The 26709-nt window shown below is 57.3% G+C and carries 20 protein-coding genes and 1 pseudogene; 1 reads left to right on the forward strand and 20 read right to left on the reverse strand.

The genetic code is table 11. From position 1 onward, the window contains the following. Positions 1–21: 21 nt before the first annotated feature. The 17 genes from OB87_RS12315 to OB87_RS12395 all read right to left on the reverse strand — a co-directional run bounded on the left by OB87_RS12315 (position 22) and on the right by OB87_RS12395 (position 24086). Positions 22–1389, reverse strand: coding sequence for a tetratricopeptide repeat protein (locus OB87_RS12315; protein ID WP_033569723.1), 1368 nt, complete (start codon positions 1387–1389; stop codon positions 22–24). A 71-nt stretch (positions 1390–1460) separates the two neighbouring features. Further along, entirely contained in the window at positions 1461–2894 is a 1434-nt protein-coding gene (locus OB87_RS12320) for a VasL domain-containing protein (RefSeq protein ID WP_033569724.1), read from the reverse strand. 51 nt (positions 2895–2945) lie between these two features. Next, positions 2946–6443: a type VI secretion system membrane subunit TssM gene (tssM, locus tag OB87_RS12325; protein ID WP_033569725.1), complete on the reverse strand. Its 3498-nt coding sequence runs from the start codon at positions 6441–6443 to the stop codon at positions 2946–2948. A gap of 25 nt (positions 6444–6468) precedes the next feature. Continuing rightward, positions 6469–7914: a type VI secretion system protein TssA gene (gene tssA, locus OB87_RS12330; RefSeq protein WP_033569726.1), complete on the reverse strand. Its 1446-nt coding sequence runs from the start codon at positions 7912–7914 to the stop codon at positions 6469–6471. An 11-nt stretch (positions 7915–7925) separates the two neighbouring features. Then, complete coding sequence (vasI, locus tag OB87_RS12335) at positions 7926–8489, reverse strand: type VI secretion system-associated protein VasI (RefSeq protein WP_033569727.1); 564 nt, start codon at positions 8487–8489, stop codon at positions 7926–7928. Then, entirely contained in the window at positions 8489–10027 is a 1539-nt protein-coding gene (locus OB87_RS12340) for a sigma-54 interaction domain-containing protein (RefSeq protein ID WP_033569728.1), read from the reverse strand. Before OB87_RS12340 ends, vasI begins: the two co-directional genes overlap by 1 nt. Before the next feature lie 2 nt (positions 10028–10029). After that, positions 10030–12648 carry a type VI secretion system ATPase TssH gene (gene tssH / locus OB87_RS12345; RefSeq protein WP_033569729.1) on the reverse strand — a complete coding sequence of 873 codons (2619 nt, stop codon included), beginning with the start codon at positions 12646–12648 and terminating at the stop codon, positions 10030–10032. Between the two features lie 15 nt (positions 12649–12663). Further along, a complete protein-coding gene (icmH, locus tag OB87_RS12350; protein WP_033569730.1) occupies positions 12664–13440 on the reverse strand; it encodes a type IVB secretion system protein IcmH/DotU in 777 nt (258 codons plus the stop codon). Between the two features lie 16 nt (positions 13441–13456). Then, the gene (gene tssK, locus OB87_RS12355; RefSeq protein ID WP_033569731.1) at positions 13457–14794 is read right to left on the reverse strand and encodes a type VI secretion system baseplate subunit TssK; all 1338 of its coding nucleotides are present in this window, start codon (positions 14792–14794) and stop codon (positions 13457–13459) included. 2 nt (positions 14795–14796) lie between these two features. Then, positions 14797–15333 (reverse strand): type VI secretion system lipoprotein TssJ, encoded by a 537-nt coding sequence (gene tssJ, locus OB87_RS12360; protein WP_072025468.1) that lies wholly within the window; start codon positions 15331–15333, stop codon positions 14797–14799. Next, a complete protein-coding gene (gene tagH / locus OB87_RS12365; RefSeq protein WP_033569732.1) occupies positions 15333–16547 on the reverse strand; it encodes a type VI secretion system-associated FHA domain protein TagH in 1215 nt (404 codons plus the stop codon). Before tagH ends, tssJ begins: the two co-directional genes overlap by 1 nt. 2 nt (positions 16548–16549) lie before the next feature. Further along, on the reverse strand, positions 16550–17563 hold the full coding sequence (tssG, locus tag OB87_RS12370; RefSeq protein WP_033569733.1) for a type VI secretion system baseplate subunit TssG: 1014 nt from the start codon (positions 17561–17563) through the stop codon (positions 16550–16552). After that, the gene (tssF, locus tag OB87_RS12375) at positions 17527–19293 is read right to left on the reverse strand and encodes a type VI secretion system baseplate subunit TssF (protein ID WP_033569734.1); all 1767 of its coding nucleotides are present in this window, start codon (positions 19291–19293) and stop codon (positions 17527–17529) included. The genes tssG and tssF overlap by 37 nt, the downstream gene beginning before the upstream one ends. A 2-nt stretch (positions 19294–19295) precedes the next feature. After that, positions 19296–19727: a type VI secretion system baseplate subunit TssE gene (gene tssE / locus OB87_RS12380; protein WP_013317140.1), complete on the reverse strand. Its 432-nt coding sequence runs from the start codon at positions 19725–19727 to the stop codon at positions 19296–19298. Positions 19728–19733: 6 nt separating this feature from the next. After that, complete coding sequence (tssC, locus tag OB87_RS12385) at positions 19734–21212, reverse strand: type VI secretion system contractile sheath large subunit (RefSeq protein WP_033569735.1); 1479 nt, start codon at positions 21210–21212, stop codon at positions 19734–19736. Positions 21213–21243: 31 nt separating this feature from the next. Next, positions 21244–21747, reverse strand: coding sequence for a type VI secretion system contractile sheath small subunit (gene tssB, locus OB87_RS12390; protein WP_033569736.1), 504 nt, complete (start codon positions 21745–21747; stop codon positions 21244–21246). Between the two features lie 1181 nt (positions 21748–22928). Then, complete coding sequence (locus tag OB87_RS12395) at positions 22929–24086, reverse strand: M20 aminoacylase family protein (RefSeq protein WP_033569737.1); 1158 nt, start codon at positions 24084–24086, stop codon at positions 22929–22931. 437 nt (positions 24087–24523) lie between these two features. Between OB87_RS12395 and OB87_RS12400 the strand changes: the two are divergent. Then, positions 24524–24676: pseudogene (locus OB87_RS12400) on the forward strand (SymE family type I addiction module toxin); the annotation flags it as partial. A gap of 60 nt (positions 24677–24736) precedes the next feature. Here OB87_RS12400 and OB87_RS12405 read toward each other — a convergent pair. The 3 genes from OB87_RS12405 to OB87_RS12415 form a co-directional block, all read right to left on the reverse strand. Continuing rightward, complete coding sequence (locus OB87_RS12405; protein WP_033569738.1) at positions 24737–25033, reverse strand: hypothetical protein; 297 nt, start codon at positions 25031–25033, stop codon at positions 24737–24739. A gap of 118 nt (positions 25034–25151) precedes the next feature. Next, positions 25152–25622 carry a hypothetical protein gene (locus OB87_RS12410; protein WP_033569739.1) on the reverse strand — a complete coding sequence of 157 codons (471 nt, stop codon included), beginning with the start codon at positions 25620–25622 and terminating at the stop codon, positions 25152–25154. Beyond that, positions 25604–26709: RHS repeat domain-containing protein (locus tag OB87_RS12415; RefSeq protein WP_235425273.1), on the reverse strand; the 1106-nt coding region annotated here is incomplete at its 5' end. The genes OB87_RS12410 and OB87_RS12415, both read right to left, overlap by 19 nt.

Raw genomic sequence — 26709 nt, forward strand, 5'->3', positions numbered from 1 at the left:
TCGATAGTTTTATCCAGTGAATCACTGTGTATCCGTTTCCTTACCCGCCGACCAATGCATCGCCAGTTTCTGCCCAGCCTTGATTTCATCTGGCTGCATGGTGGCTTCCAGATCATTACGGGCGGCGATGGCCTCCGCCATCCCTTCGGTCGCGGCCAGCGAATACCAGGCGTAGGAATGGATACGATTGCGGGATGCGCCCAGCCCATCCTGCCGCATCATCCCCATGCGATACTGCGCCATACGGTTACCATCATGCGCGGCGAGGCGGTACTGTTTCATCGCTTCCACATAGTCCGCCTTGCCACCCTGCCCCAGCCGCAACATCTCACCGTAGGCCAGTCGGGACTGGGTATCGCCGGTCGCCGCTGCCGCGGCAAACACCTCGCGGGCCCGTTCCAGCTCGCCGCGTTTCAGCAGCCAATCGCCCAATTCACGCTGGGCCGGTACATAGCCAGCCGACGACGCCAGCACCAGATACTGTTCTCGTTTGGCCTTATCGGTTTGTATCTGGCTCAGTTTGTAGTCCGCCTCGCCATTGCCCTTGCCAGATGCCCGCTCCAGCCAGTAATTGGCCTGCTTGTCATTCTGCGACACCCCTTTATCGCCACGGCGGTATGCCTGCGCCAGCCACAACTGTGCCGAAGCATCACCACCGGCTGCGGCTTTTTGATACCAGTCCAACGCATCTTTACCGCTGGCGTGCTGGGCCATCCACAACTGCGCCTGGGTTTGTCCCTTGTCCGCCGCCCGGAAATACCAGCGCTCTGCCAGGTCGGTCCGCTTCGCCACGCCTTTTCCTTGCTCATAACGCTGAGCAAGCTGATACTGCGCGTCCCGATCGCCCAGATCCGCTGCTTTTTCTATCCACTCGGTCGCCTCTTTTTCGGCACCGGGATGCGCGGTATACCACTGCGCCACTACCAGTTGCGCCGGGGCATACTGGTTGTCGGCCGCACGCTCAAAGGCGTCCAGACAGGCCGCCACCAGTTTACCCTGATGCTGCGCCTGACAATCGATACCCAGCCGGTAACCCGCCTCGCCGCTACCCAGCCGCGAGGCTTTCTGCCACCACTCGCGTGCCAGCGGCGTATTTTTCGGTTCACCGAGTCCTGCCTGATACCAATCGCCCACTTGTAACGCTGCGGTGGCGCGGATTTCACCCGTACCGGGCAGCAGTGTCAGGCCCGCGGCCTTTTGCATCCACTGCATGGCTTCGCTGTAGTGTGAACGGGAAGCCAGCTGTTTCGCCAGCCGGTATTGTGCTTCTCCGTTGCCACGCTCTGCCGATTTACGCAAATCCGCGTCGGACAGCGACGACACCGGTGCCTGGCAGCCAGCCAGCAGACACACGGACAGCGCCGTCAATAATTGTATTTTTCTCATCATGTTACCGTCGTTACCCCTGGTGACATCCGGCGACACCGCCGGGCAGCGCCATCCCGCCCGGTGTGGCGGCCTTAACTGCCGTTATCGCCTTGCTGCAACCGATACAGCCGGATATTGAAAGCACGCAATTCATCTTCCATGCCGCGCAATTCCGCCGGGGTCAGCGACTGACGGGCGGCCTTGCGAGTTTCCAGCGCCCGCAACCGCATTCCAAAGGGAACGTCTGAGGATAAATCTTTCTGAATATCATACAGTTGTGATTTCAGATACGAAATGGTCACCGTGCGTCGCTGTTTCTCCAAATCCAGCAACTGTTGCAGCGTCTCGCCCACCCCAGCACGTGCCTGCTCGTAACCGCTGACGCGCGGCGGCTTGTCACCCTGCTGACGGTCGAGGGCTATCTGCCACTGGCGGTCCATCTCCTTGACGGCCAGCGAGTCTGGATACAGTTGTTGCATGACGCCTTTCAGCCCTTCGCCATACTGGTACAGATAGAACGGCGAAGCGTTCTTGACCTGCTCCAGCTGTGCCTGATAGCGATTGATCAGGTCGCCTTCCATGCCTTGCAGCTTCTGTTCACCCAGCGCGATACGCACCCGGCGGATGTCACTGTGGTCCGGTGCGGACGGCAGCGCATAAGCCGGTTGCTGTAGGAGCGCCAGCGCCTCGGTTTTTTGGTCCTGCCAGTATTGCCAGCCGCTCACCGCCGCCACCGGCAGCCCGCAGGTCAGTACGCCGCAAACGAACCAGAACCAGCCCGGTTTTTGTTTGCGATGTGCTTCAATCTTCAATACCGTTGGTTTCATCTGCCCTTTCTCCCGCCCGACCAGAATACTGCCTGACGGCAGCGCGGGTTGTGCCGCTGCCGCCGCCGAAGCCATTCCGCCCGGTTCCATATCGGACTGGAAGAACACCATCGGCGGGATCTGCATATCCTGCTGTTTTTTCAGCGACTGATCGTCAGAGACGATCACAATTTCGGTTTCGTCGAACAGGTGGGTGTACCCTTCGATAAAGTGCAGCAGGTTTTCCACCCGCGGAATGCGGCTCAGGCCGGAATTGTGCAGCTTTTCGCTCATCAGTTGCAGGGCGCGCTCGCAGCGGTACACCAGCCGTTTGTGTTCGTGGCTGATGGCGTACTGGCGGATCACCTCGCTGATGCGGGCGATAAACCAGTCCAGAATTTCGATGCGCGCCCGTTCCTGATGTACCGGCGGCCAGAAGTTTTCCCACTGGGTGACGATCAGGTTGGCGAGAAATTCACAGCTCTCGGTAAAACCGTTCAACCCGGCCAGCCGTGAACGTGCCAGGGTGAAATAGATGGCGGTTTGCAGGTCGACACCCTGCTTTTCAAAAATCGCGGTCGCCATATCGTGCACCCGCATCCAGTCAACTTCCGGGCGGGATGCATGGCTTAGCTTGTTGATTTCCGCGCGTAACGCCTCGTACTCGGGCAGCATCCGTGGATCTCGGCCCACTTTCAGGGCCTGTTGTGCATCTTGCATATCACATCATCCGGCTACGGACGCATTCGCACCACGAATGCGTCCTCTGGGTTAATAGAGAGAATCCGGCAGTTTGAACTGGCTGAACAGGCCACCGGCAAACGGGTTATGGCTGGCATCGGTATAAACCCGATAGGTCATGCCGCCTTGTTCCAGCGAGAAACGCACGTCGAAGGTGTTGTCGTTCACCTGCGTCAGCTGGCCGTTAGTCAACAGGCGGAACATCGCCCACGGACCGGTGAAGCTCAGACTGCGTGGCGAACGCTCGCGGTCATCCGGCACCAGCGTCAACTTGCTTTCAGCACCGTCACGCATACTGTTCGGCCACACCAGCGGTGTTTTGGTCCGGCGTCCGTGGCTGTACTCCAGCAACTGTCCGTCAAGGTTCAGCACGCTACGGCGTTTGTTAGCGGTCAGTTCCACCGGCTCCACTACAAAGTGGATTTCCAGGCTACCCTGCGCATTGAACAGCGTCTGGCGGATACGGGTCGCGCGATCAAGCTGTTTCACCAAATCGGTTTGCATTGCCGACGCGCCTTCCCCTTCCAGCATCCCGCCTTCCATGATCGACTTGAGGTTGGTCTGGTAGAAGCTGTCCAGCGTACCGCCAGCCGCGAAGAAACGTTCCATCTCGGACAACGGCACATCCTTGTCGGAAGACGGATTGAACGGATAACGATCCGCCAGTTTCTCGTTGAACGGCGTCACCACCTTGTCCAGCCACTCCTGATTGAGCGACGACATCGCCAGCCCGGTCACCAGACTGGCGCTTTCTCCTGCCAGTTGGCCGACCCAACGGTCCAGCGGTGCTGGCAGGCTACGAGCGTATTGCTGCAACGCGAACACCGGATCGGCAAACTTGTTGCCCTGACGCGCCTGCACTGCTTTCAGCGCCGCCTGCCCCGGATCAGTGGCGTTCACGATCTGATCCAGATAGTGGTAGAGATCGGTCAGCTTCTGGTTAACCTCCTGCACCAGCGGCCCCTGCTCGCCCCGTCCGCTCAGCGCGGCGTTGATGGTCATGAACGGGCGACCGATGCGGGTATTGATGCCTTGCGCGGTGTCGTTCTCGTCATCCGCCAGTTTGCGAATGCGGGTGTTGTCGCTCACCGTGGTCAGCACGCGCTGGAACGGTTGGTCGTTACCGGTAATATCAGTCAGTATATTCAACGCCTGTTCCGGGCTTTCCAACGGCTGTACATCGATATTCGCCAGCGCTTTCTGCCACTGGTTGATGTAATCGGTGATGTAACGGTCGTTCACCTGACGCAGGATCTCTTTGCGGTCGGCCTCGCTCAGGTGAGCACGCTCACGCTGGCCCAGCACCCAGGCATCCAGCGCGGTCAGGTCCAGCAGCGTCTTGTCCTGCTTGAGGTAGAAATCGTTGAAACCGGGATAGGTTAACAGTCGCGGCACCATACCGGCCTTGTCGTTGCGCAGGGTGAATACCGAATCAAACGTCGGCCCCACTTCGTCGCGCAGAGCCAGATCCGGCGGCAGCACCTGCGTCGCCTTCATCACCAGACTTTGATAGACGCGCTGGTACATCGGCAACTTGCTCAGCTCGCGCTGGGCGCTGGCAATCGGGTCCACAAACGGCGCAAACGTGGAGATCGCCACCGTATCCTTCTGCTCGCGCGACTGGTGCCAGTCGGTATGCTCCAGCGCGTAATCCAGATGTTGCATCAACTGTTCCTGCACCTTGCCCTGGCCCGGAAACGCTTTCTGCCAGCGCAGCGCCATGAACTGCTCCACCAGCGTCTTGTTGCGCCCGGAGGCATCGTCCAGCATCCGCATCACCCGCAGAATAGTCAGTTTCTGCTCGCTACCCGCCGGTGCCTGATTCAGGTCTTCCAGCAGCCCTTGCATCACGGCGGGCAGGAAGCGCTGGTTGAGCATTTGCAGGTAGGAACCTTCCACGTAAGGGCCGATCTTATCACCCTGATACAAGCCGAGATCCGCCAGCATCGGCGTGCGCTCGTGGTAGTTGCCGAACGACAGGGTCGCGTCGCGGATCAGGTTCAACCGCGGCAGTTGCTGGTAACCGTACCCCGCCTGCCCTTCCAGCTCGTTGGTGCCGATGAACGCCTGCGCCTTGGTCAGCACGTTACGCCCGGCCTCTTCGTTCACCCGGAAGAAATGGTGCCAACTGCCGATCATCGCCAGCCCGAACAGCACCATGCAGGTAATGCCGATGCTCATGCGGCGGCGGCGATACAGGCTGTGCAGCCGGTTTTCCCCCGCCAGGCTGGCTTCCGGGAAAATCACTTCTGGAAACAGCTTCTGAACAAAGAAGGTATTGGACTCGCCGCGCATGGCAGCGTTGATCGGCTCCGGCAACTGATAACGCCGGGAAGCAGACTGGGCAAAGGCGTCAAACGGCACCCCTTGCTGGTATACCGAGCTGGCGTACACACCACGCACCAGAAACGCGCGATCATCACCGGTCGCCAGCGTTTCGTTCAGCACTTCCGTCACGTAATCCTTCAACCCGGCCAACTGGCGCACAAAGGTGAACAGCGCATTGCGCACGCTGCGGTCCGACTGCGTGAGCAGCATTTCCGGCAGATTATTATTGAGGTTGGTGATCCAGTCGTCCCAGAAGCGCTCCAGCTCTTCCAGCCAGCCTTTGCCGTGGCTGGCCTGCGGGGTGAACGTCACCCCCAGCACCGCCTGACGCGCCTCCCGGTTCAGCGAGCGGTACACCACGTCAAAACCACGCAGCATATCCAGACGGGTCAACGCCACATACAACGGCAAACGGGTGTTGATGTTAACCGCAATTTCCTGCAAGCGAGCGCGCATCACCTGCGCGTATGCCTTACGTTCCGACACGCTGGCCTGCGACAGCCAGGAGAGATCGACCGTCAGCACCAGCCCGTTCAGCGGTTGGCGACGACGGTTGAGGCTCAACCACTGCAATAGATGCTGCCACAGTCGGGCATGACGCCCGGCCGACGGCTCCGCCCCAACGTCCGGCTGGGCCAGCAACTGGCCGCTCGGGTCCCAGATCACCGCCGACTCGCCGACCCAACTGCTGACCTGCTGGCCGCCCGCGACTTCGCGCAGTTCCGCATCCAGTTTCGGGTTCAGCTTGTTAGCCGGGTTAGCGCGATGAATCAGGCTGCTTTTGCCGCTGCCGGACAGGCCGATCGCCAGATACCAGGGCATCGCGTACAGGGCTTTTTTGCCTAACTGAGTCTGAAACGCCTGCAACCAGCGGTCCAGAAAGGTTTGCTGGCTGTCGACATACACCTGGAGCGGGTCCTGCTCGATAGTCTGCTGTTCACGCTGTATCGCGCGCACTTGCTGGACCCGACGCCACACGCGCCAGGCGCTGTAGGCAAAGCCCAGCCACAGCCACAGCAGCGTGAACACCACGCGGCCCCACACGCTTTGCAGCGGGCGCATGTCGCCGAGGGTCAGACGCGGCCCCAGCCACCAGGCCAGTACCAGCGCCACCACCCATACCACCACCCCCAGCAGCAGCCAGGACGGTTTCAGTTTCGGCAGCTGTTGCCGCAGAAAGGTAATGATTATTTTCAACATAAGTGACCATTCAACTCCGAATGTCTTATTTCCTGCGGGACGCGCCCAGCCGTTCCAGTCGGCTGACCATTCCCGGTTCCCACTGCATCAGGCCCAGTCGCTCGCTTTCCTGCCACAGGTGCTGATAATGTTGTGCCGCCAGCGCTTTCATGCCTTCTTCCGCCAGCAAATCCGCCAGCACCAGTTCAGCGCAAAAACGCTCGCGCGGTTCTTTCAGGCGACGAATACGTTCATCCAACAGTGACAGCGCCGCCCCCAGCCCTTGCTCGGCGCAACAGGCCGCCGCCTCGGCGGCCAGGTCGTCCTGCCGCTGAATGCCGCCACCACCGCGCCCTGGCTGCGCGGATTGCAGCCACTGGACGCATTTGGCGGACAGAAACGGTGACCCGTCGCTGAACGACAGCTCGCGTAACTCCGGCAACCGGGCGAGAAACGCCGACAACTCATCGGCGATGGCGCTGGCGACCGCACCATGTCCCAGCCGGGTTGCCACCGTCGCCGACAGCATGTGGCCGTCAAACCAGTACGGTGCCAGCGTCAGGCTCTGTTCAATCTTGTTCCACAACGCCAGGTCCGCCTGTGGCAGCGCGCTCTGGTACTCATCCACCCGGTCAGGCGACACCGGTGCCAGTTGGGTTTTATTACCGCGAGCCGCCATCGGCGGTGTAGCGATCCCAGCCCAGACCGCGTTGCGGCGCAGGCGGTATCCCACCGGCGCTTCCGGCTGTCTCTCCACCAGCAGCGCCGCTACATTAAGCTGCGTCTGCTTCCAGTTGCGGTCATCCGAACTGTTGATTTCCACCGTAGCAACCGCGCTGGCCGTTCCAGCAGCATGACCATGAGCGCCACCCGCGACAGCGCTGCCCCCGGTCGCTCCAGCTGTTCCATCGGATGTCGGCACAGCCGCCGCCTGATTGGCTTTTTCCTGTGCCTGATGACGTTGGCGAGCACGGTGAAGCGCCGCCACCAGTTCGTCGGTCAGGTCGGCTTTATCCGCCGCCAGCGCACTCCAGCGCGCCGCCAGTTGTTCCGCCAGCTGATGCAACTGACTGAGTTCCGCCCCGGAGGCGCTTTCCGCCATGCGGGGCAGCACGCCCTCAAACCGGCGGATAATCTGCACCATCAGCTTCTGCTTTTGTACCGGGCTGGCGGGAAAGGCCAGCGTCCAGTACGCCTCCAGCCAGCTATCAAGCAACATGATCGCGGTAGCGAACGGCGTCGCTTTCGCCGGGTGCTGCAAACAGCGCAGCAGTTGCACCAGCACGCGCATGTCTTTGGTACGGCTTTCCAGCAGCGTCAGGCACTGACCGGCGACCGCATTGAGATCCACCTGGCTGTGCGCCAGCGATCCCAACTTAACCAGTTCGGTTTCTACCTGCTCCCATAACGGGTCATCCCCCGCCACCGCCGCGCGCAGCGCCTCGTCGGGCAGGGTCGTCAATAGCCGCTTACACCAGGGGTGTGAATGCATACTCATCACTCCTACCAGCGGCACTGCTGACGCAGCGGTGCCAGCGCCTCGCCCAGCCCGGTGAGATCGATACGCAGCACATGATCCTGAGAGCCATTCAGCACCAGCTCCCGATGGCCGACCCAGCGCTTGAGCGCGTCAATGGCAGGCAGGCCACGGCCAAATTCCAGTAACGTGCCGCGATTGCGCACAAACCAGTTGTCCGGCGCGCTGGCACCGTCAAGTTGCGAGGTGACGTTATCACCCAGCCACGGCTGGCTGAGCGTCAGGCGCAAATGGGTAATGCTGCTGGCGCAGCTGATCACCAGTGTGTTTCCATCCGCCAGCGTCCGCGTCAGGGTCAGGTCGCCGTTGACCGCCTCGCGATTAAGGTGAAACGCGTTCTCCCCCGTCGTACCATTATTCGTCGCAGGCGGCACAGCGCCCGCACGTTCCGTCTCGCGTCCGAGTGCGTCATAACAAGCCAGACGCACCTGTGGCGACGTCTCATTGCGGCACTGTTCCCACAGTGATTGCCAGGCGGGATCAGGCGAGCCGACTGCCGCCATCAGCAGCGGCACCATCGTCAGCATCATCAATTCACCTCCAGTTTCTGGCACTTGTGATCCAGGGTACGTTTAGGAATATTCAAACTTTCTGCGACCAGCAGCCGGTTGCCCTGAAACTGCTGCATACGCGCCGCAATCACCGCGGCTTCATACTGCTGGGTAGCGATACGCAAATCCTGGATATGGTGGAAAGCATCACTATCGGCGGCGTTTTCGCCACAGACCCGCTCACGCAACTCTGGCGGTAATGATTCCAGGCGAATAGGCTGCCCTTGCGGCGTATGCGCACAGGCCACCTCCAGCAGGTTCTTCAGTTCACGCACATTGCCGGGAAAGTCGTAACCCACCAGCTGTTTAAGAAATGCACGGTGCAACGGCCCCAGATCCTTCTGCTGCTGGCGGGCGAACTGCCCGATAAAGTGTTCACACAGCAAGCTGATGTCGTCTGGGCGATCGCGTAGCGGTGCCACCTGCACCAGACACTGACAAAGACGGTGATAGAGGTCCTGACGGAACTGCCCTTCGTCCACCTGTTGCTCTAGCGGTTGATGCGTGGCGGCGATCAGCCGAAAGTCGGAATGTCGCTCCTGCCCCGCACCCAGCGGCCGGAAGCTGTGCGTTTCCAATACCCGCAACAGTTTGGCCTGCATCAGCGGCGGCATATCACCGACTTCATCCAGAAATAGCGTGCCGCCGTTGGCTTGCGCCACCAGCCCGACCTTGCTGCTTTGCGCGCCGGAAAACGCACCTTTCTCATAGCCGAACAGTTCACTTTCAATCAGGTTTTCCGGTATCGCGGCACAATTGATGGCGATGAACGGCCGCTCGGCGCGATCGGAACACTGGTGCAACAGCCGGGCCACCACTTCTTTGCCGACGCCGGTTTCGCCGTGAATCAGCACCGACAACCGATGGCTGGCCGCCTGACAAATCTGCTGATGCAGTTCCCGCGCGGCGATGGACTGACCAATCAACCCAGCGGCGACCCGTTTCTGCCGCTCACGTCGCAGCGCGCCTTCATCTTTAATCTGCCGTAATGAATCTCGCAGCGCGGTCTGCTCGCGCTGGCTGCGGCCTAAATCGCGGATCAGCGCCAACTGACGGCAGAATACCTGCGCCAGTTGTGCGCAATCGCCCTGTTTTCCCAGCGTCTGTAGCCGTTCTGGTGTATCCAACAGCGCCAGCACCGCCAGCGGTTTACCGTTGTCCGCCTGCAACGGCATGGCATACAGCCCACACGCGGTGCCTGCGTCGATCAGCAACTGACGAAAACCGCTATGTTCGATACGCGCACCGCCGTACAACGACGCCCAACTGCGTGTTTGATTCTTGAGTAACACATAGGCCAGCGGGTGACTGAAATCATCCACACCGAGCGTCAGCGACAGCGGCGTGTGATGTACCCAGCCGTTGCAGATCAACTGACGCCCGCTGACATCCACCATCCCCAGCAGCGCACCCTGCGGCTGCCATGCGGCGCGCAGGGTACTCATCAGCCAGTCACACAGACCGGCTTCATCTCGGTGGCGCGTCAGCGAGAGCACCAGATCGAGGGCTGATTGCATACTCAGCCCTCCACCTCGGAGCGGAACTGGTTGTCTTCTACCCGGAAATGGATGCGGCTGACCGGCTGCCCCGCCGACAGGCGTTGCAGCAATTGCAACGACACCGGCGGCAGCAGCGCGCCGTCGATCACCGACTCCAGCATACGTGCGCCGTTTTCACTGCGGTTCGCCAGACGCAGGATCTCTTCAGGCACCGCATCGTCGATCACCACCTCGGCACCAAAGCGTTGCTGTAGCAACGTCACCAGACGGTGCAGTTTGCCCTGCACAATCGCCACCAGCGTGTCATGACCCAGTGGCAGGTAAGGAATCACTTCCATTCGCGCCAGCAACGCCGGTTTGAAGAATGCCGCCAGTTCCGGATAGAGAGCATCCAGCAGTTCGCCGGGTCGTTCGGCAACATTGACGTGCTCGGCAACATTGACAATCGTCTGGAACCCCAGGTTGGAAGTCAGGAAGAACACCACATTGCGGCAGTCGATCACCCTACCTTCTCCGTCTGCCAGTTCGCCTTTATCAAACGCCTGATAGAACAGGTTGAGCACGTCCGGATGGGCTTTTTCCACTTCATCCAGCAGCACCACCGAATAGGGTTTCTGGCGAATGGCCTCGGTCAGCACCCCGCCTTCGCCAAAGCCGACGTACCCCGGCGGCGAGCCGATCAGGCGAGAAACCGTGTGCTTTTCCTGGTACTCGGACATGTTGATGGTGGTGAGATAGTTACGGCCGCCGAACATCAGATCGGCAATCTGCACCACGGTTTCGGTCTTACCCACGCCGCTCGGCCCCACCAGCAAAAACGCGCCCAGCGGTCGACCGGGACGACGCAGGTCAGCACGCGCGGTCAGCAGGTGCTTGTGCAACTGGGCGATCGCCAGTTGTTGCCCTTTGATGCTGTCGCCGAGGTAATCCGGCAGACGGGTAACCACGTCCAGCTCGCCCTGAGAAATCCGGTTCAACGGCACCCCGGTCCACTCGGCGATCACCGAGGCAATCTGGGTTTTATCCACATGCGGGGACACCAGCACCGCCGGTTGTTGCAATTCGGCCAATGCACGCTCGTTGTCGGCCAGTTCCGCGACGGCGGCGGCGGCATCGAAATCTTCCGGCGCGTCATCGGCCAGCAGCGCGGTACGCAGGGTGACTATCTGCTGTACCAGCGTTTTCTGCCGCTGCCAGTCGGCTTCCAGTTGCGCCAGTGTCGCCGCATCCGCTTCGCGGGCAGTACGCAGCGTCGCCAGCCGTTCCGCCGTATCGCCCAGACCGATGCGGCCCTGACGCTCCAGTTGGGCAATTTCCATCGCCTGCTGGTGTAACCGGGTCTGCAACTGGCTGACTGCACGCGGCGGCGTGGTCAGGTTGATGGCGACGCGCGCGCAGGCAGTATCCAGTACGTCGATAGCCTTGTCTGGCAACTGACGCCCGGAGATATAACGTGCAGACAGATTAGCCGCCGCCTGCAAGGCTTCTTCGTCGATCAATACGCCGTGCGATTGTTCGTAAATGCTGCGTAGCCCGCGCAAAATCACCGTGGCTTCGTCGACGTTCGGCTCGCCCACTTTCACCAGTTGGAAGCGACGCGACAGCGCGGCGTCTTTTTCCACGTATTTCTTGTATTCGCTCCAGGTGGTGGCGGCGATGGTACGCAGCTCGCCGCGCGCCAATGCCGGTTTAAGCAGGTTGGACACATCCAGCCCCCCCGCCTGATTACCGGCACCAATCAACGTGTGCGCTTCGTCGATAAACAGGACAACCGGTTTCGGTGCCTCTTTCACTTCCTGCATCACACCTTTAAAGCGCTTCTCGAACTCACCTTTCACCGACGCACCGGCCTGCATCGCGCCCAAATCCAGCGTCAGCAGTTCCACATCACGCAGCCGTTCCGGCACCAGACCGGCGACAATGCGCAGCGCCAGTCCTTCAATCAGTGCGCTTTTACCCACCCCGGCCTCACCGACCACGATCGGGTTATTTTTACGACGGCGGGACAGAATATCGATCATCAGGTCGATTTCATGATCGCGGCACAATACCGGGTCCAGCTGGCCCTGACGGGCGGACTCAGTGACATTCTGGGTATAGCGGGACAGCTGAGTGGTGGCGGCGGCCGCCTGCTCCGGCGTCGCGCCAGCGGCAGACATCACCTCGGTTTCCGCGGAATCTTTCACCCACTCGTCAAACTGCTGGCGCAGCAGCTCGCGGTTAATCTGCGCCAACTGGCGGGTCACCGCCGCCGACAGATAACGTGTCGGCGTCATCAACAGCACCAACAGCAGCACGCCGCTGCGCAGATGGGCGTGTTGAAGTTCCGCCGAGGCCAGCAGCCAGCTGTCCTGTAGCCATTCCACCAGCAACGGCGAAAACGACGGGTAGCCTGCCTCAAACCCTTTGTCTGCGGCATTAGGTTGCAGCAACGCCGCCAGCTCGTCGGCATCCATCCCGGCGCGTTTCAGGATCTGACGCACATCGCACAACGGCGTCTCCAGCATTTTCAGCAGCAGGTGTTCAATGCGGATCTCCGCGCCCTGATGCTGAATGCATAGCGCCGCCGCTTCTTCCATCATGTGGCGGCACAGCGGGTTGAGTCGCTCAACCAGGATCGGCAGTTCGATTCGAATCACGAGAATACGCTCCTGTTATTGTAATAATTCTCCCAGCTGACGCAGTACGTCCTGGGTCTGGTTGGTTAGCTGGTAGTGATAGAGGCCAAACGCCGCAGCCATCACCACGCACAGGCCGATAAACAGCGTGCGCAGCGAAATCTGTTTACGCAGTTGGTAACGGGAAGACTGCTGCCCCAGATTGAGGTGAAACACCGTCGGCGGATTTTCCGGCTCCGGACGCAGGGTGTCGTGCAAACGGCGCACCACCCGATCCAGCTCTTCGCGACCTTGCGTCATCACCCGGTAGCGGCCTTCGAAACCGAGGCACAGACACAGGTAGATGAACTCCAGAATGTCGCGGTAGCGCGTCGGGTCATCCAGCAGCTTCTCCAGCAACACGAACACCTTCTCGCCACCCCAGGTTTCATTGTGGAAACGGGTCAGCAGCGAATGGGCGGACCATACGCTCTGGCCGCCCCATTCCCGCCCCATCACCGCTTCGTCGATGAAGGTGCACAGAATGTAGCGAAAAGACAAAATCACGCCGTTTTCGTAACCGTGGGAGTGCAGTTCCTGCTCGATGGCCTGAATCTCGGACTGCACGCGCTGGTATAGCTCCGCCACACCGTCGTATTCAGACAGCTGGCGTACCCGCTCCACCATGCCCAGCAAGGGGGTAACGGCGTCGATCATCGGGTTGATGCTCTGCCCGCGCAGGCGAAACCAGTAATCGGAATCCATATCCAGTTGCCGGGCGTTGTCATACAGCAGGTCGCCCAGTTGCTCGCTTTTGATGATGTCGGTACTCACGGGTTCCTCCTGTTAACTACTGGCCGCGGATGGCCCACAGTTGCATATCCAGTTCCGGGAATTCGCCAGCGATGTGGAACGCCAGCGTGTTGCTGGTGACCAGCGATTTCCAGGCCGAGCTTTGCCTGTCCAGCTGGAAGTAGCTGTAACCGGCGTGGTACGGCAACTGACGCGGTGCCACCGGCAGCGGCAGCAACGGTACGCCAGGCAGTTGCAGGCTGATGAGTTCGCGGATTTTGTCGCTGGAGGCGATCTTGGTTTGCTGCAACAGTTGCTTGCGCAAATGCTCCTGCGGCATACGAGCGCGCACCGCCAGCACAAATTCGGCGCTGCTCATCAGCTCGGCGTCGCCCACCAGCGCCACCCGCACGCCGTAAGGCTGCGCCTTCATCTGGATCGACACCGCACGCGGCGACAGTACGGTGCTCAGCGCCTGGCGCAGCGCCATCATCAGCGGTTCAAAGCTGGATTGCTGATGCTCGTGACGATAAGCGGGAAACTCCGGCGGCAGGCGCGACTCGTCGGTAAAGGTCATCAGTTCGCCGCACAGTTGTACCAGCGCTTCGTGCAGCCGTTCCGGGTGCAGCGTGCCGAGGCGCGCCAGATGCGAGAGCTGCGGCTGAGCGCGGTTGAGCAATTGCAGCATCATGAATTCCGCCACGTCCGCCACCCCTTGCTGACCCGGCGCGGCGATGCGCTGCGACAGACTGCGGGCGCGTTCCGCCACCAGACCGGCGGACTCGCCCAAAAAGCGTTTCAGGCTCGGAATGGCGGTCACGCTGATGCTGCACGGCATGAAATTAGGGTCGAGCACCAGACCACCGTCTGGCCGCTTATCGAGAATATTGGCAATCGCCAGCGAGGCGTAGGCGCTGCGGTCATCGCGCTCCAGCATCAATCTCAGGCTAACCTTGCCCACTTCCACCGACACCACATCGCCGCCTTCGCTGTGCAAATCGCGCACATCATGGCGGTGCGACTGCAACCGGGTGGCGACACCGGCACCGGATTGTCCGACTTCGCTGACGCCGTTCACCGCCAGCGGCAACGCCAGATAGACTTTCTGGTTAGCCAGCGCCACATCGGTGACCTCCAGCGGTTGCGGCAACGCGTCATCCCCCGGAATGTTGAATACCGTGCCGTCCGGCATCACGCCGGTGGCATTCACCAACGCGATGCGCCCAAAGTTGAGGTATTCTTCGTTAATCGCCAGTGATTGCAGGCCGTAGAAATAATCGCTGAGCGCGCTAAGACGGGCATGTAGTGCGTAGTCCGTGTGTCTTTGCTGTTGCTGGAAATGCTGCGGCTTGATGAACAGCCCTTCCCGCCAAATAATCCGATTTCGGCTCGACATAGTTATTCTTCTTCTTGATCTTTCTTGATTTCGACTTCTTCACGGCGCAGATGCACCAGAAGCTGATAAGTGCGGCCGGTGTTTTTCAGCTTGATAACCTTGCGCCACTCAGCACTGTCCGGGTCGGCGTACTTGGCGATCACCCCGATGTAATGCACTTTCTCATCCAGCTTGACCGGCGGCAGGTATTTGAACTGCCCCGGCAGCAGCGTGTAGTCCTGATGGCTGATGTAATTCTTAGCCAAGGCTTTTTCGATATCAGTGGTCACCTGATCGTAATCGGTAGCCAGCAGACGGGAGTCTTCCGCCAGCATCACCAGTTGAAACTCGATTGGCGCGGCATCACCGCTCTCGCTGGGGTTAACGTCTGGCTCCGCCACCAGGCTGAAACCCACGGTGGACGGCTGGTTATCATTGTTGCCAATCTGAATATCCGGATTGGCCGCCACCTTCGCCATTTTGCCAAGCGTGGTGCAACCGGAAAGCAATAGCATCAAAACGCATAACCACCCGGTTCGGCGCATGAAGGCTCGTAGCATTATTTCTGCTCCTGTTGCTGGCGCACTGCGCGGTCATAAGCCTGCGCATACACCTGATGGAACAGTTTCTGGAACCCTTGCTGACGCGGTGAGGTCAGCTCGCGGTAGTAGTGCTGATACATCTGCCATGCCCAGCCGTCGTCCAGCGCTTGTCGTTCGCCGCTACGGCGATAATGTTCGAACCGCCCCAACAGCGCCGCTGGCGAAAACGCCTGCAAAATGCTTTCCAGCGCCACGGCGATCGCCTGCTGGTTAGCCCGGTGATGCGCCTGCATATTGCTGAGCACTTCACTGATCGCCGCCGGGGCAGACAGATGCACCGGGCTTTTATCGTCAGCAAACAGCAGCGATAAGGTGTCGGTGTAATCCAGCCCCAGCCGCAGCGGGTTGTCTTCGATCGGCCGCAAATGCGTATCCGCCAGTGCGGCCTGGTCGGCCTGCAACGTCAACAACCCTTCCACCATCGCCTTCAGGCTGCGGCCCATCTCTTCGAGCATCTCGTGCAGTTGCTGCGCATCACCGGTATTGAGCGATACACCCAGCCCACGCAACAGTGGTGCCAGCGTTACAGCATCAGTCGGCCCACCCAGATTCGCCCCAGCGTGGGGGTTATCAATGGTCGGTAATTCCACAAATTTCTGATCCATGGTGTCCTCAACGGCAGAAAAAGAAGAAAGCGAGGTCGGCAGTTCGTCGCCGTGCTCACCCTCCGTTGCCAGCGGCGAGCGGCTTTGTTCCTGCTGCAACGCCCACAACGGGTCGTTAAATCGGTCCGCCGTCGCCTCGTCGGCGGGCGTATTGCGTCGTTCTTCCCCCAGCCACCCTTCCAGTACGTCACCGGGGCGTTGCCCCAGGACCTGATCGATGTCTTGCTCGTGCGCCGGATCATCGAGATAGACCCCCAGCCGAAACGGACCGATCACCAGTTCGTCGCCCTGCGCCAGATACACCCGACGATCACGGCCGATAGGCGATAACGCGCCGTTAATGAAGGTCTGGCCGCTCAGGTCGCACACACAGAATTGGCCGTCCTGCAGTTCGATGCGCGCATGTTCCGGCAAGACCGCCCCGAGCCGGTCACGCAGTTGCCACTGATCCTTTTCCGATGCGCCCAGCGTGCCGCCGCGGTGATCAAACCGGTGCTGCACCTGCGAATTGATATCCAGCTGTTCGCTGTTGAGCACAACCAGAGTGAGTGGGTTGTTGTCGTTCACAATTACTCCTGCACACAAATCGTCACATACGGGTCGGCCGGTGGCTGCCCAAGAAAGCTGCTCCATCCCAGACGACTGCTCTGGTCATCACCCAGCCGCAAGCCTCTGGCCTCTCCGTCGGCAAAACCGAGGCGCAGGTCCCAGGCCAGTTGATCACGCAAGATGAAGGAAACAAAACGCACCAGCGGCTGAAAATGCTCGCCGTTGGGTAGAAAACTGAGAAAACGACTGAAACTGAGGTTATCCACCTTGAGTAGAAATTTACCGGCGCAGTCGTTTACCTTGTCACCAATGACAAAATCTCCGCCCAGCACGCTGTTGGCGCGCCCTAACCGGTTTTGTTGATCTTCAAAAATCGGCACTTTGCGGTGTTGCCAGGCGATGACTTCGACGTCTTCCAGGTCAAAGCAGTGGATAACCAGGCCCGCCACCACCTCCGGCGAGCGGCTGGGGCTGGCTAGCAGACCGGCGTAAGACAGCATCTTGGCCCGGTTGACCGGTAAGCTGTCACGCACGGCATCATTACCCAACCCCACCAGCGCGAACATCAGCCGGGAAAAACCGTCCTCGCCATCATTTTGGAAACGCACGTGATAGCGGTATTTACGCCAGGCACGGTGCAATAACGTCAGCAATCGATGATGGAAAAAATCGAGAAACACGCCCAGCTTTTGCTCGCCCTGAGCGTATTCCCACGCCAGCTCTTCAAGGTAATACCCCGGCATCGGCGACTGGCTGCCGTGCAGACCGAGAAACGCCACTTCCAGCTCTTGCCGACCGTCAGTATCTTCCCCTACCCGCAGTACATCGCTGGGGTGAAAGCCAATCGACGCGGTGGAACGAAAGCGAATGCGTTCCAGCTCCGGCCGGAAGTCGAGCGCCTGCTCCAGATCAACGCCCTCCATCTGGTTCAGTAATTCCACCAGTTGGAAAAAGTTGAAGTGGCGCGCGTCCTGGCGAAACATCGCCTGACCGTGCATTACATCATCGAGTGCTGACCTATCTGCACCGGCCATCGGTAGCGCTCCTTGTTATCGATGTTGACCACTTCCAGCAAGTGGAAGGCGTTAACACTGGCGTACAGCGAGAAAAAGTGCGCCAGTACAGTGCTGAACAGGTAGAGTTCACCTTCACTGGAAAACGCCGATTGCCGCACCGACAAGACCGACTTAAGCCCGCGTACCGGCATTCCCTGCACCAGCCGGTCCACCGGCGTGGTTTCAATCGTCTCGATCCCCGCCAGCCGTTTGCGTGACGCCTGCTCCGCCTGCTTGTCATGCAACGCGGGGAAATCGTAAGTACGCAGAATCTGCACCAGCGCATCACGCCGCAGCAGCGACACATAGTTCAGCGACAGGTTGGAGATCAGCGTCCAGTGCAGGCTGCCATCCAGCGCCGGACGCAGCGGGCGGCTCGGCCGAATCAGGTTGCGGAAAGTGGCGAACGACGGTGAACTGCCGGTCGGCACGCAGATGGCCCCCACCGGCAACTGCGCCGCACGCGAACGGTTGGTGCAGGTCAGGGTGACCGAAATGGACTCATCAAGATCGATCACCTCTTTCTCGTCGCCACGCACAAACGACAGCAGGTGATCAAAGCCGTCACCGCTGACCGCTTCACGCACCCGGATGCGGTAATACAGCGCCAGCCGCCCTTTGGCCCGCTCGATTTGATGCTGGAAACTTTCAAAAGGCTGATAGAGCCGTGGAATACCGCGCGAACGCCCGCTGTTGCCCTCCACCCAGCCTTCCACCTTGTCGATGGAGAAAATTTCGAAACTGTCGGCGTGGCGATAACTGGCCTTGAGCGGGTAGTCGGTCTGGCGACCATCCAGATTGATAGGTTCGCTGTCATGGCGGAACAGATTGATGGCTGGCACGCAGTTGAGCATGAACGAGTCCGGGCGGATTTTCAGTTCCGCCGGTAATGGCCGGTCAAAGCAGAAGTGCAGTTTAAAATCCGTCACCATCAGCGGCTGATTAGGCCAACTGGCACCGGACAACTGGAAGAACAGAAAACTTTCCGGAAAGCAGAAATACTCCTGCAAAATACGGTAGCCGGAGTAAACATTACCGGGGTATGGCAGCATGGCGTCTTCACGCTCAAAACCGACGGTTTTCAGCACATTCGCTTCCTGTCGAAAGCGTTTACCGTCAATTTCCAGCTCAATGTGCGACAGCTGGCTGGCAATCCAGAAATAGAGTTCGTAAGCGGTGTAGCGGTCGCCCCCCAGGAAGAAACGCAGTTTATCCAGCTGCAAATCCCCCAACGCGAGTGGCCCGTGCAGGCCGATATCCAGCGTGATGGCGGACATGTCGTTGCCGCTTTGCGCGTTGATCTGGCGGATATCCGCCGGATAGATCCAGGCATCGTGACAAGTCTGGAAATGGCAGACCACATCATCAATCGGCAGGCTGTCCAGTTCGCAGCCGCGCGCCACAAACGCCGGTTGCGCGATAGCACCGGGCAGCACCGAGAACTGCATGATGGTCATGCTAGGCACCGGACGTAAATAGTTCGGCCACAACATACCCAGCAGGCCGTGTGTCAGTTCCGGAAATTCATCCTCGATCTTCGCCCGCAGGCTGCCGGTCAGAAAGGCAAAACCTTCCAGCAACCGCTCGACATCCGGATCCGTGGTCTGTTCTGACAAAAATCGGGTAAGTTCAGGGTGTGCATTGGCGAATTCACGCCCTTGCAGGCGTAAATAGGCGAGTTCATCCCTGAAGAAATGTTCCAGTGACATAATCACATCATTCTGTAATGGCGGTGGCTGTCCATATGAATATTGAAGGAGGTGACCTGCTCCAGGTCTTCCAGCCGCACATGTGCGGTGACCTGAAACGACATCTCCAGCGGATTGGACAGATAGTCCGATGCACTGACGTCCACATGGACAATGCGCGGTTCAAAGCGGCAGATACACTGTCGGATCGCTTCACGGATTTTGCCCCGGATATCCGCGCCGCCCTGCGTGGCATCATTAAAATCAATGACACCAAGCTCGGGTGCGCTGCGACAACTACCGGGACGCGTATTCAGTACTTGATCGAGCTGGCGTTTCACCGACTCGATCAAGTCTTCCAACTCCGTTTCGGGAGAAGAGCGGCGCTCCTCTCCCCGGATACGATCAAACAGGCTGGCCGCAGATCCCCGCTCCCAGGCAGAGAGCGACGGCATCAGTCGTTATTCCTTATCCAGACGCCCAACCAGGGACAGTTCGAAATTTGCCCCCATGTACTTGAAGTGCGGGCGCACAGCCATGGTCACCTGATACCAACCCGGTTCGCCTTCCACATCAAGTACTTTGATCTGAGCGGCGCGCAGCGGACGACGGCTACGTACATCTGCCGGTGGGTTTTCCTGATCGGCAACGTACTGCTTGATCCAGTTGTTCAGCTCACGCTCCAGATCCTGACGCTCTTTCCAGGAACCGATCTGCTCGCGCTGCAATACTTTGATGTAGTGCGCCAGACGGTTGATGATGAACATGTACGGCAGCTGAGTACCCAGTTTGTAGTTGGTTTCCGCCTCTTTACCTTCTTTGGTATTGGCGAATACCTTGGGTTTCTGCACCGAGTTCGCGGAGAAGAACGCGGCGTTGTCGCTGTCTTTACGCATGGTCAGGGTGATGAAGCCTTCTTCGGCCATTTCGTATTCGCGGCGGTCGGTGATCAACACCTCGGTCGGAATCTTGGCCTGCAACTGACCCATCGCTTCATACACATGCACCGGCAGATCGGTAATGGCACCACCGCTCTGCGGGCCGATGATGTTCGGGCACCAGCGGTATTTAGCGAAACTATCGGTGATGGCGGTCCCCATCAGGTACGCGGTGTTACCCCACAGATAGTGTTCGTGGTTGGCGCTGATGTCTTCCTTGTAATTAAACCCTTTGATGGGGTTTTCTACCGGGTCATAAGGCAGACGGGCCAGGAAACGCGGTGCCGTCAGCCCCAGATAGCGGGCATCTTCTGACTCGCGCATCGAACGCCATTTGGTGTAAGTCGGGCCTTCAAATACCGACTTCAGATCTTTGATGGACGGCAGATCGGTGAAGCTGTCCACGCCGAAGAAGGTCGGCGCAACGGAGGAGATGAACGGCGCGTGCGCCATCGCACCCACCGCGCTGACATACTGCATCAGCTTGATGTCCGGCGAACTCTGGGTCAGCGCGTAATCGCCAATCACCCCACCGATCGGCTGGCCGCCAAACTGGCCGTAACCGCTGGAATACACGTGTTTGTAGAAGCCTGACTGAGTAATTTCCGGTGCGAACTCAAAATCTTCCAGCAGCTCGTTTTTAGTCGCGTGCAGCAGCAGGATTTTGATGTTTTCGCGGAAATCAGTGCGATCGATCAGCAGTTTCAGCGAACGCCAGGAGGACTCCAGCTCTTGCAGTTCCTGAGCGTGCAGAATCACGTCGATCTGCTTGCTGAGTTTTTTGTCCAGCTCAACGATCATGCTGTCGACCAACGCCTTATTGACCGGCTCGGCCGCGTTACCGCTGTCCAGAATATTGGCTACCAGTGCGGCGATCCCCTGCTTGGCGACGTTATAACCTTCGTCCACCGGGGTGATGCGCGCCTGCGCCATGATTTCTTCAAGCAGCGACGATGAACCACCGGCCGCGCCTGTCTGGGCCTGTTCTTCAACCATTGACATGTTTGTTTCCCTTCTCGTCAGTAACCATCAATTATTCGGCGGGTTTCACCAGATCCAGCTCTTTGAGCAGCTGCTCTCTGGCTTCGTCGCTGGACAACAGATCCTGCAGGCGATTACGGAAAGCGGGAATATTCCCCAACGGCCCTTTCAGCGCGACCAAGGCTTCACGCAGTTCCAGCAGTTTGCGCAGTTCCGGCACTTGCTGGGCAATACGATCAGGGGAGAAATCATTCAGCGAAGCAATGCTGAGTTTGACGGGGAGATCATCCTGGCTGTCTTCTTCCAGACGGTTAGACACGCTGAAATTCAGTTCCAGGTTGGCTTCTTTCATCACCGAGGTGAAGTTATTCTTGTCGATAGACACCGTTTGACGTTCTTCGATCGGCGTCTCTTCTGTGCGTCCTTTCATATTTCCCACCACCATCAGCGTAAGCGGCAATTCAATTTCCGCCTGCTGACCACCCGTGGCCGGGACATATTTGATATTAATACGTTCCTTTGGTGCGACAGATGCACCGTCAGTTCCTTTTGCCATATGTCAATACCAACGTGAGGGCACCCTGGCCCGAAAAAATAAGGTCGAATCCTACTGAAAACCCGCCAGAATCCATGACAGACCGGGCTGTTCAGCGAACAAATAAGCTATACCCGTCATACTTCGAGTTGCAGGTGCGTTGGCTGCCCTCACTCACCCCAGTCACTTACTGATGTAAGCTCCTGGGGATTCACTCGGTTGCCGCCTTCCTGCAACTCGAATTATTTAGGGTATATATCCGTCATACTTCGAGTTGCAGGTGCGTTGGCTGCCCTCATTCACCCCAGTCACTTACTGATGTAAGTACTCTGGGATTCACTCGGTTGCCGCCTTACTGCAACTCGAATTATTTCGGATATGTTTGTTTTTCGACCGACGATATGCACGAATATAGAACCCGCCGCCTCGGCGCATTCACTCAACGCATTCTTAAACCGTATGGAATCAGTAAGCCAATAAAAAACGACAGAACTGTATTCAAAATGTGTAGATATATTTCTGCTTCGTTAGCCAATCATACACATAACGCTGACGCATGGTCAACGCTAATATACTTTTGATGACCTCAAGCTCCAAAAACACAAAAAACACATAAAAAACAAAAATATAAGTCAATCAGACACAATGAAAACATGTGATATTAGCGATAAAGTAGTGACATAAACCTGCATTACAATTTTCCAAAAAAAGGCTATTTTTGGCCCGTCTAATTTAGTTAGATATTAAAATAATTATCATGCTAATCTTTAATGATGAATAAAATGGTTATTTATATGGAATATTCACATGACGAAAAAATGATTATTTCCATGCCAATCCATAGAGAAAAAGAAACATTTAATCACCACTTCTGTCATAAAAAGAAAATAAAACACCGCAATTATCGCACCATTAAAAGACACATAGCATGATAGAACTATCCTGAATTTCCAGAAGAAAAACCGTTTTCCTCGGCCTGATATCAGCACAATAGAGGACAGTTTTCTCTATTTATTGAACCGAATTGCAATTTGAATCAAGACAAAATAAAAACCACATTTATAGGAAATAGAGTTTCCATTAATGTCAATAATTCCAGCACCTCACCTATTCCCTCAGTTATTCGAATTGCAGACCAACACACAGGCGTATTGAACAACGCACCTGCAACTCGCAGTATGACGGGCATAGACGGGAAACACTTACCCAATCGGTAACCGTTTTTCCACCAATGCGACCCACATGGCCGCACCGGGTGGAATCAACGCATCATTGAAGTCATAACAGGCATTATGCAACGGGCGGGATGGTGTATCGCCATCAGCGCCTAACCAGAAATAAGCGCCGGGACAGTGTTCCAACATGCAGGCGAAATCTTCCGATGCCATGGAGGGGGCTATTTCCCAATGCACCTGGCCTGCGCCAAACGTTGCCTCAGCAACGTCTCGCACCGTTTGCGCCGCTCGGGCATCATTTTGGGTAACCGGATAGCCAGGGTAATAGGCAATAGACCCTGTAACACCGAATGCTTCGGGGATTTGCGCCACAAACTGTGCAATCAACGCCTTCACCTGCTCGCGTATTGACGGTTGCAGACAGCGCAGCGTACCGCGCAGCACCACTTTTTCAGGAATAACGTTGATAGCCTCGCCACCGTTAATCTGCGTGATACTGATCACCGCAGATGACTGGGGTGACAGGCGTCGTGAAGGGATAGTTTGTAACGACAGTACCAGTTGAGAGGCGGCCATAATCGGGTCGGCACCGTTTTCCGGCATGGCGGCGTGACAGCTTTTGCCGATCAGCACGATTTCAAACGAGTCCAGAGAAGCCATCATCGCCCCACTGCTTAGCCCGACATGCCCGGCTGGCAGCCCCGGCCAGTTATGCAACGCATAGATGTCATCCATAGGGAAACGGGAAAATAACCCCTCTTCCACCATACGGCGCGCGCCCCCCAGATTCTCTTCCGCCGGTTGAAACACTACCCGCACCGTACCGCTGAAGCGCCGGGTTTCACTGAGATGGCAGGCAGCGGCCAGTAACATAGCGGTATGCCCGTCATGCCCACAGGCGTGCATGACACCAGCATGTCGGGATTGATAAGCCAGACCACTCAGTTCAGTCACCGGCAGTGCATCCATATCAGCCCGCAACCCAATAACCGGACCGGGGCCGTTCTCCAGCGTTCCGACAACACCCGTCTCCGCCAGGCCGGTATGAACCTGAAAACCAAAGTCAGCAAGCAACGTCGCCACCATCTCGGCGGTCTGGCGCTCGTGATAGCCCAATTCCGGGTTAGCATGTAATTTGCGCCGCCATTCAATAGCCCGCGCAACCAGCGCCGGAGAAATTCCCATACATCCCTCCTTATTCATTCACACCAGTCACCTGCTTTAGCAGCCTATTCTCCCATCTGAAGCTTCTGTTCAGGGAATAATCTACTCTACCCCAGCCATCCATACCGGCAAAGATTATCTACCGAGTCATCATGATGCTTTGGGTATAAGGCACGGACGTTCTCGCCATAAGGGAAATATTACGATGCGTGGAGATGGCCGGGGAAAAAAGCGAAAACTCTGGAGGGACGACAAGGGAGGTTACCGTGGTTTGTCAGGTTCACCCCACGTGTTCATGGTTTATGGCTCAGTGACGGTAAACCGAAAGAATTAATAACTGCTTGCTGATATTGAGTGGGTCATGCGTCACTCCATCGGCCACTCACAACCATCGTCAAAAATCACCACGAGTGCGTTAGTCACCGAACTGAATAGCAGCGACACCGAAGGGGCTGATTGTGGAAGAAGCTGATTGGGTCAGTGACAACGGCGAACTGACGCTGGCAGGCGACTGGCTCACCCAAAGTGGCTTACTCACCCCGCCGTTCAGCATTGAAGCCTCACCCGGCCGGATCATGATCCGGGCTGAATCGGGTGCTATGCTGGCGTAATAACGCTGACAGTTAAATAGAAAAAAGCCGGAAGGATCGTTGGATCGCTTCCGGCTTTTTTTATATTATTCTCAACGCGTTATTTATTTTACTTTTTAACTCTTTCAGGTCACGTGCCGATTCAGAATATATTAGATTTTCCCAATCATAGTCTTTAATTAAAACCACGTAGAACTTTCCATTAATTTCAAAAGAAGGTCGCCACCCAACATCTAATATATATCCTTTCGGGAATTCAACTTGAAGCATATCCTCTTTTAAATCATCGATATAAACCCTTAGCGGCTCTCCGTCCTTAATAGGAAAATCATCAAATGTCACATTGCCACCTTTAATTGAAAAATCTATATCAATCATTTGATTAGCCTTTGATATTCTCTCTGTGAAATCGGATGTCCATGAATCGTCCCGCCACTTTCGTCAACTCTTATTCACTGACTAGGTTTACCTTCGCTTGCACCAATTTAACCCCTAACTAATCATATCGAATGAACCTACATTCGAAAGGTTCATTACCGATTGAATTACTGTAATCAAGAGAAATTTTCTCCTTAAGATCGCATGATATCAATCGAATTTCATCACTAGTTACTTCATCAAAATCAAAATTTTCTGAGATTTTAAACCCTGACTTTAATACAATAGCCCCGCAATACTTCCAATCTTCATCAAGCAATAAATAATAATCACACAGCCTCAGATTACCATTCAAATATCCAATTGACTCAAAATAAGAAAGAAAAGCCCGTTCATCTTCAATCAAAATATTTTTTTCATTAACATGAAAAACAATCTCATCTGTTTCTTTCAATGAAAGAAAAGTGAAGTCATCCTCATCAGGAAAAAGCAAGCTCAGTTTCTCTTTTAACTTATCAAAGATCACTTTACCATGAGCCTTTCGATATAAAAGCTCTCTTTTATAAGAATCTATTTTTTCCCGCTGCATATTTTCTCCGATTCATAATAAGCCTTCCCTTTACCATTGCGAAGTTGAGGTCTGCCATATTTACTCATTCTCGGTTTTCCATAGTCGTCCATTTTAACTTCGCCAGCCTCCCAATGGGGTTGATCTATATGGCTAGAGTCCATTGTTTGTTGTTGTACTGAGGCTTGTCCCTTTCCTCCTCCTGGCATAGTAGTTTCATATCGATATTCCCAACCAGAGGCATTCTTAGACTGGCTTATTGGCTGTTGGCTTGTTGGTATTTTTGCCTGGCGCATCGCTTCACGGCGAGCAGCACGCGATGTTGCAAAGGGATTAAGTTCACTACCTAACGGTGGTGTTTTCACCAAACCCAGCGGGTCAATCCACTCCATCGGGTTATGCACATACCCCTGCGGCCTCAGCCCTCCCGCTAAACCTATCGGGTCCGCCGACAGGTACTGCGCTGTCTCAGGGTCAAAATAACGGTGACGGTTGTAATATAGCCCCGTCTCCGCGTCCCACACCTGCCCCTGATAACGCAGCTCGCAGTATACCTCCTCGTTGGCCGCGTCACCCAGCCAGCGCCGCAGCGGGATGGGGCGACGGTCTTCACGGTGCGCGCCCCACAGCCCCTGCTCGCCACGCCAGTGTACCTCGCCCGCCTCGCTGCACAGCTCACGCGCCGTCCCCGTCAGGTCCGTCACGATGTAGTGCAGCCGGGTTTCCCCCTCCTGCGCCTCCACCTGCGCCAGCGGCCGGAAACTCCCCGGCTCGTACACCCACTGCACCGCCCGTGCCACGCTGCCGTCCACCCGGTACTGCGTCTGACCCGACAGCTGGTCACCGTCCCACCGGTACGCCACCCGCGCTACCGCCTGCGCCGACGGCACCTGGCCCTCGCGCACCTTGCTGATTCGGCGGCCGAATGCATCGTAACCATACCGCCATCGCGCACCGTCCGGCAAACTCACCCCCACCAGACGGTCCTGCGCGTCCCACGTAAAGTGCGTCTCCTTCGCCCTGAACCCCGGCCGCACTTCCCGTTTCACCGACAGCCGACCGCACCCGTCGTACTGATACGTCTGACCGCCGCGCTGTGTCACCCGGC

It is taken from the genome of Dickeya undicola (genome assembly GCF_000784735.1).
In the GTDB taxonomy this organism is placed as follows: Bacteria; Pseudomonadota; Gammaproteobacteria; order Enterobacterales; family Enterobacteriaceae; genus Dickeya; species Dickeya undicola.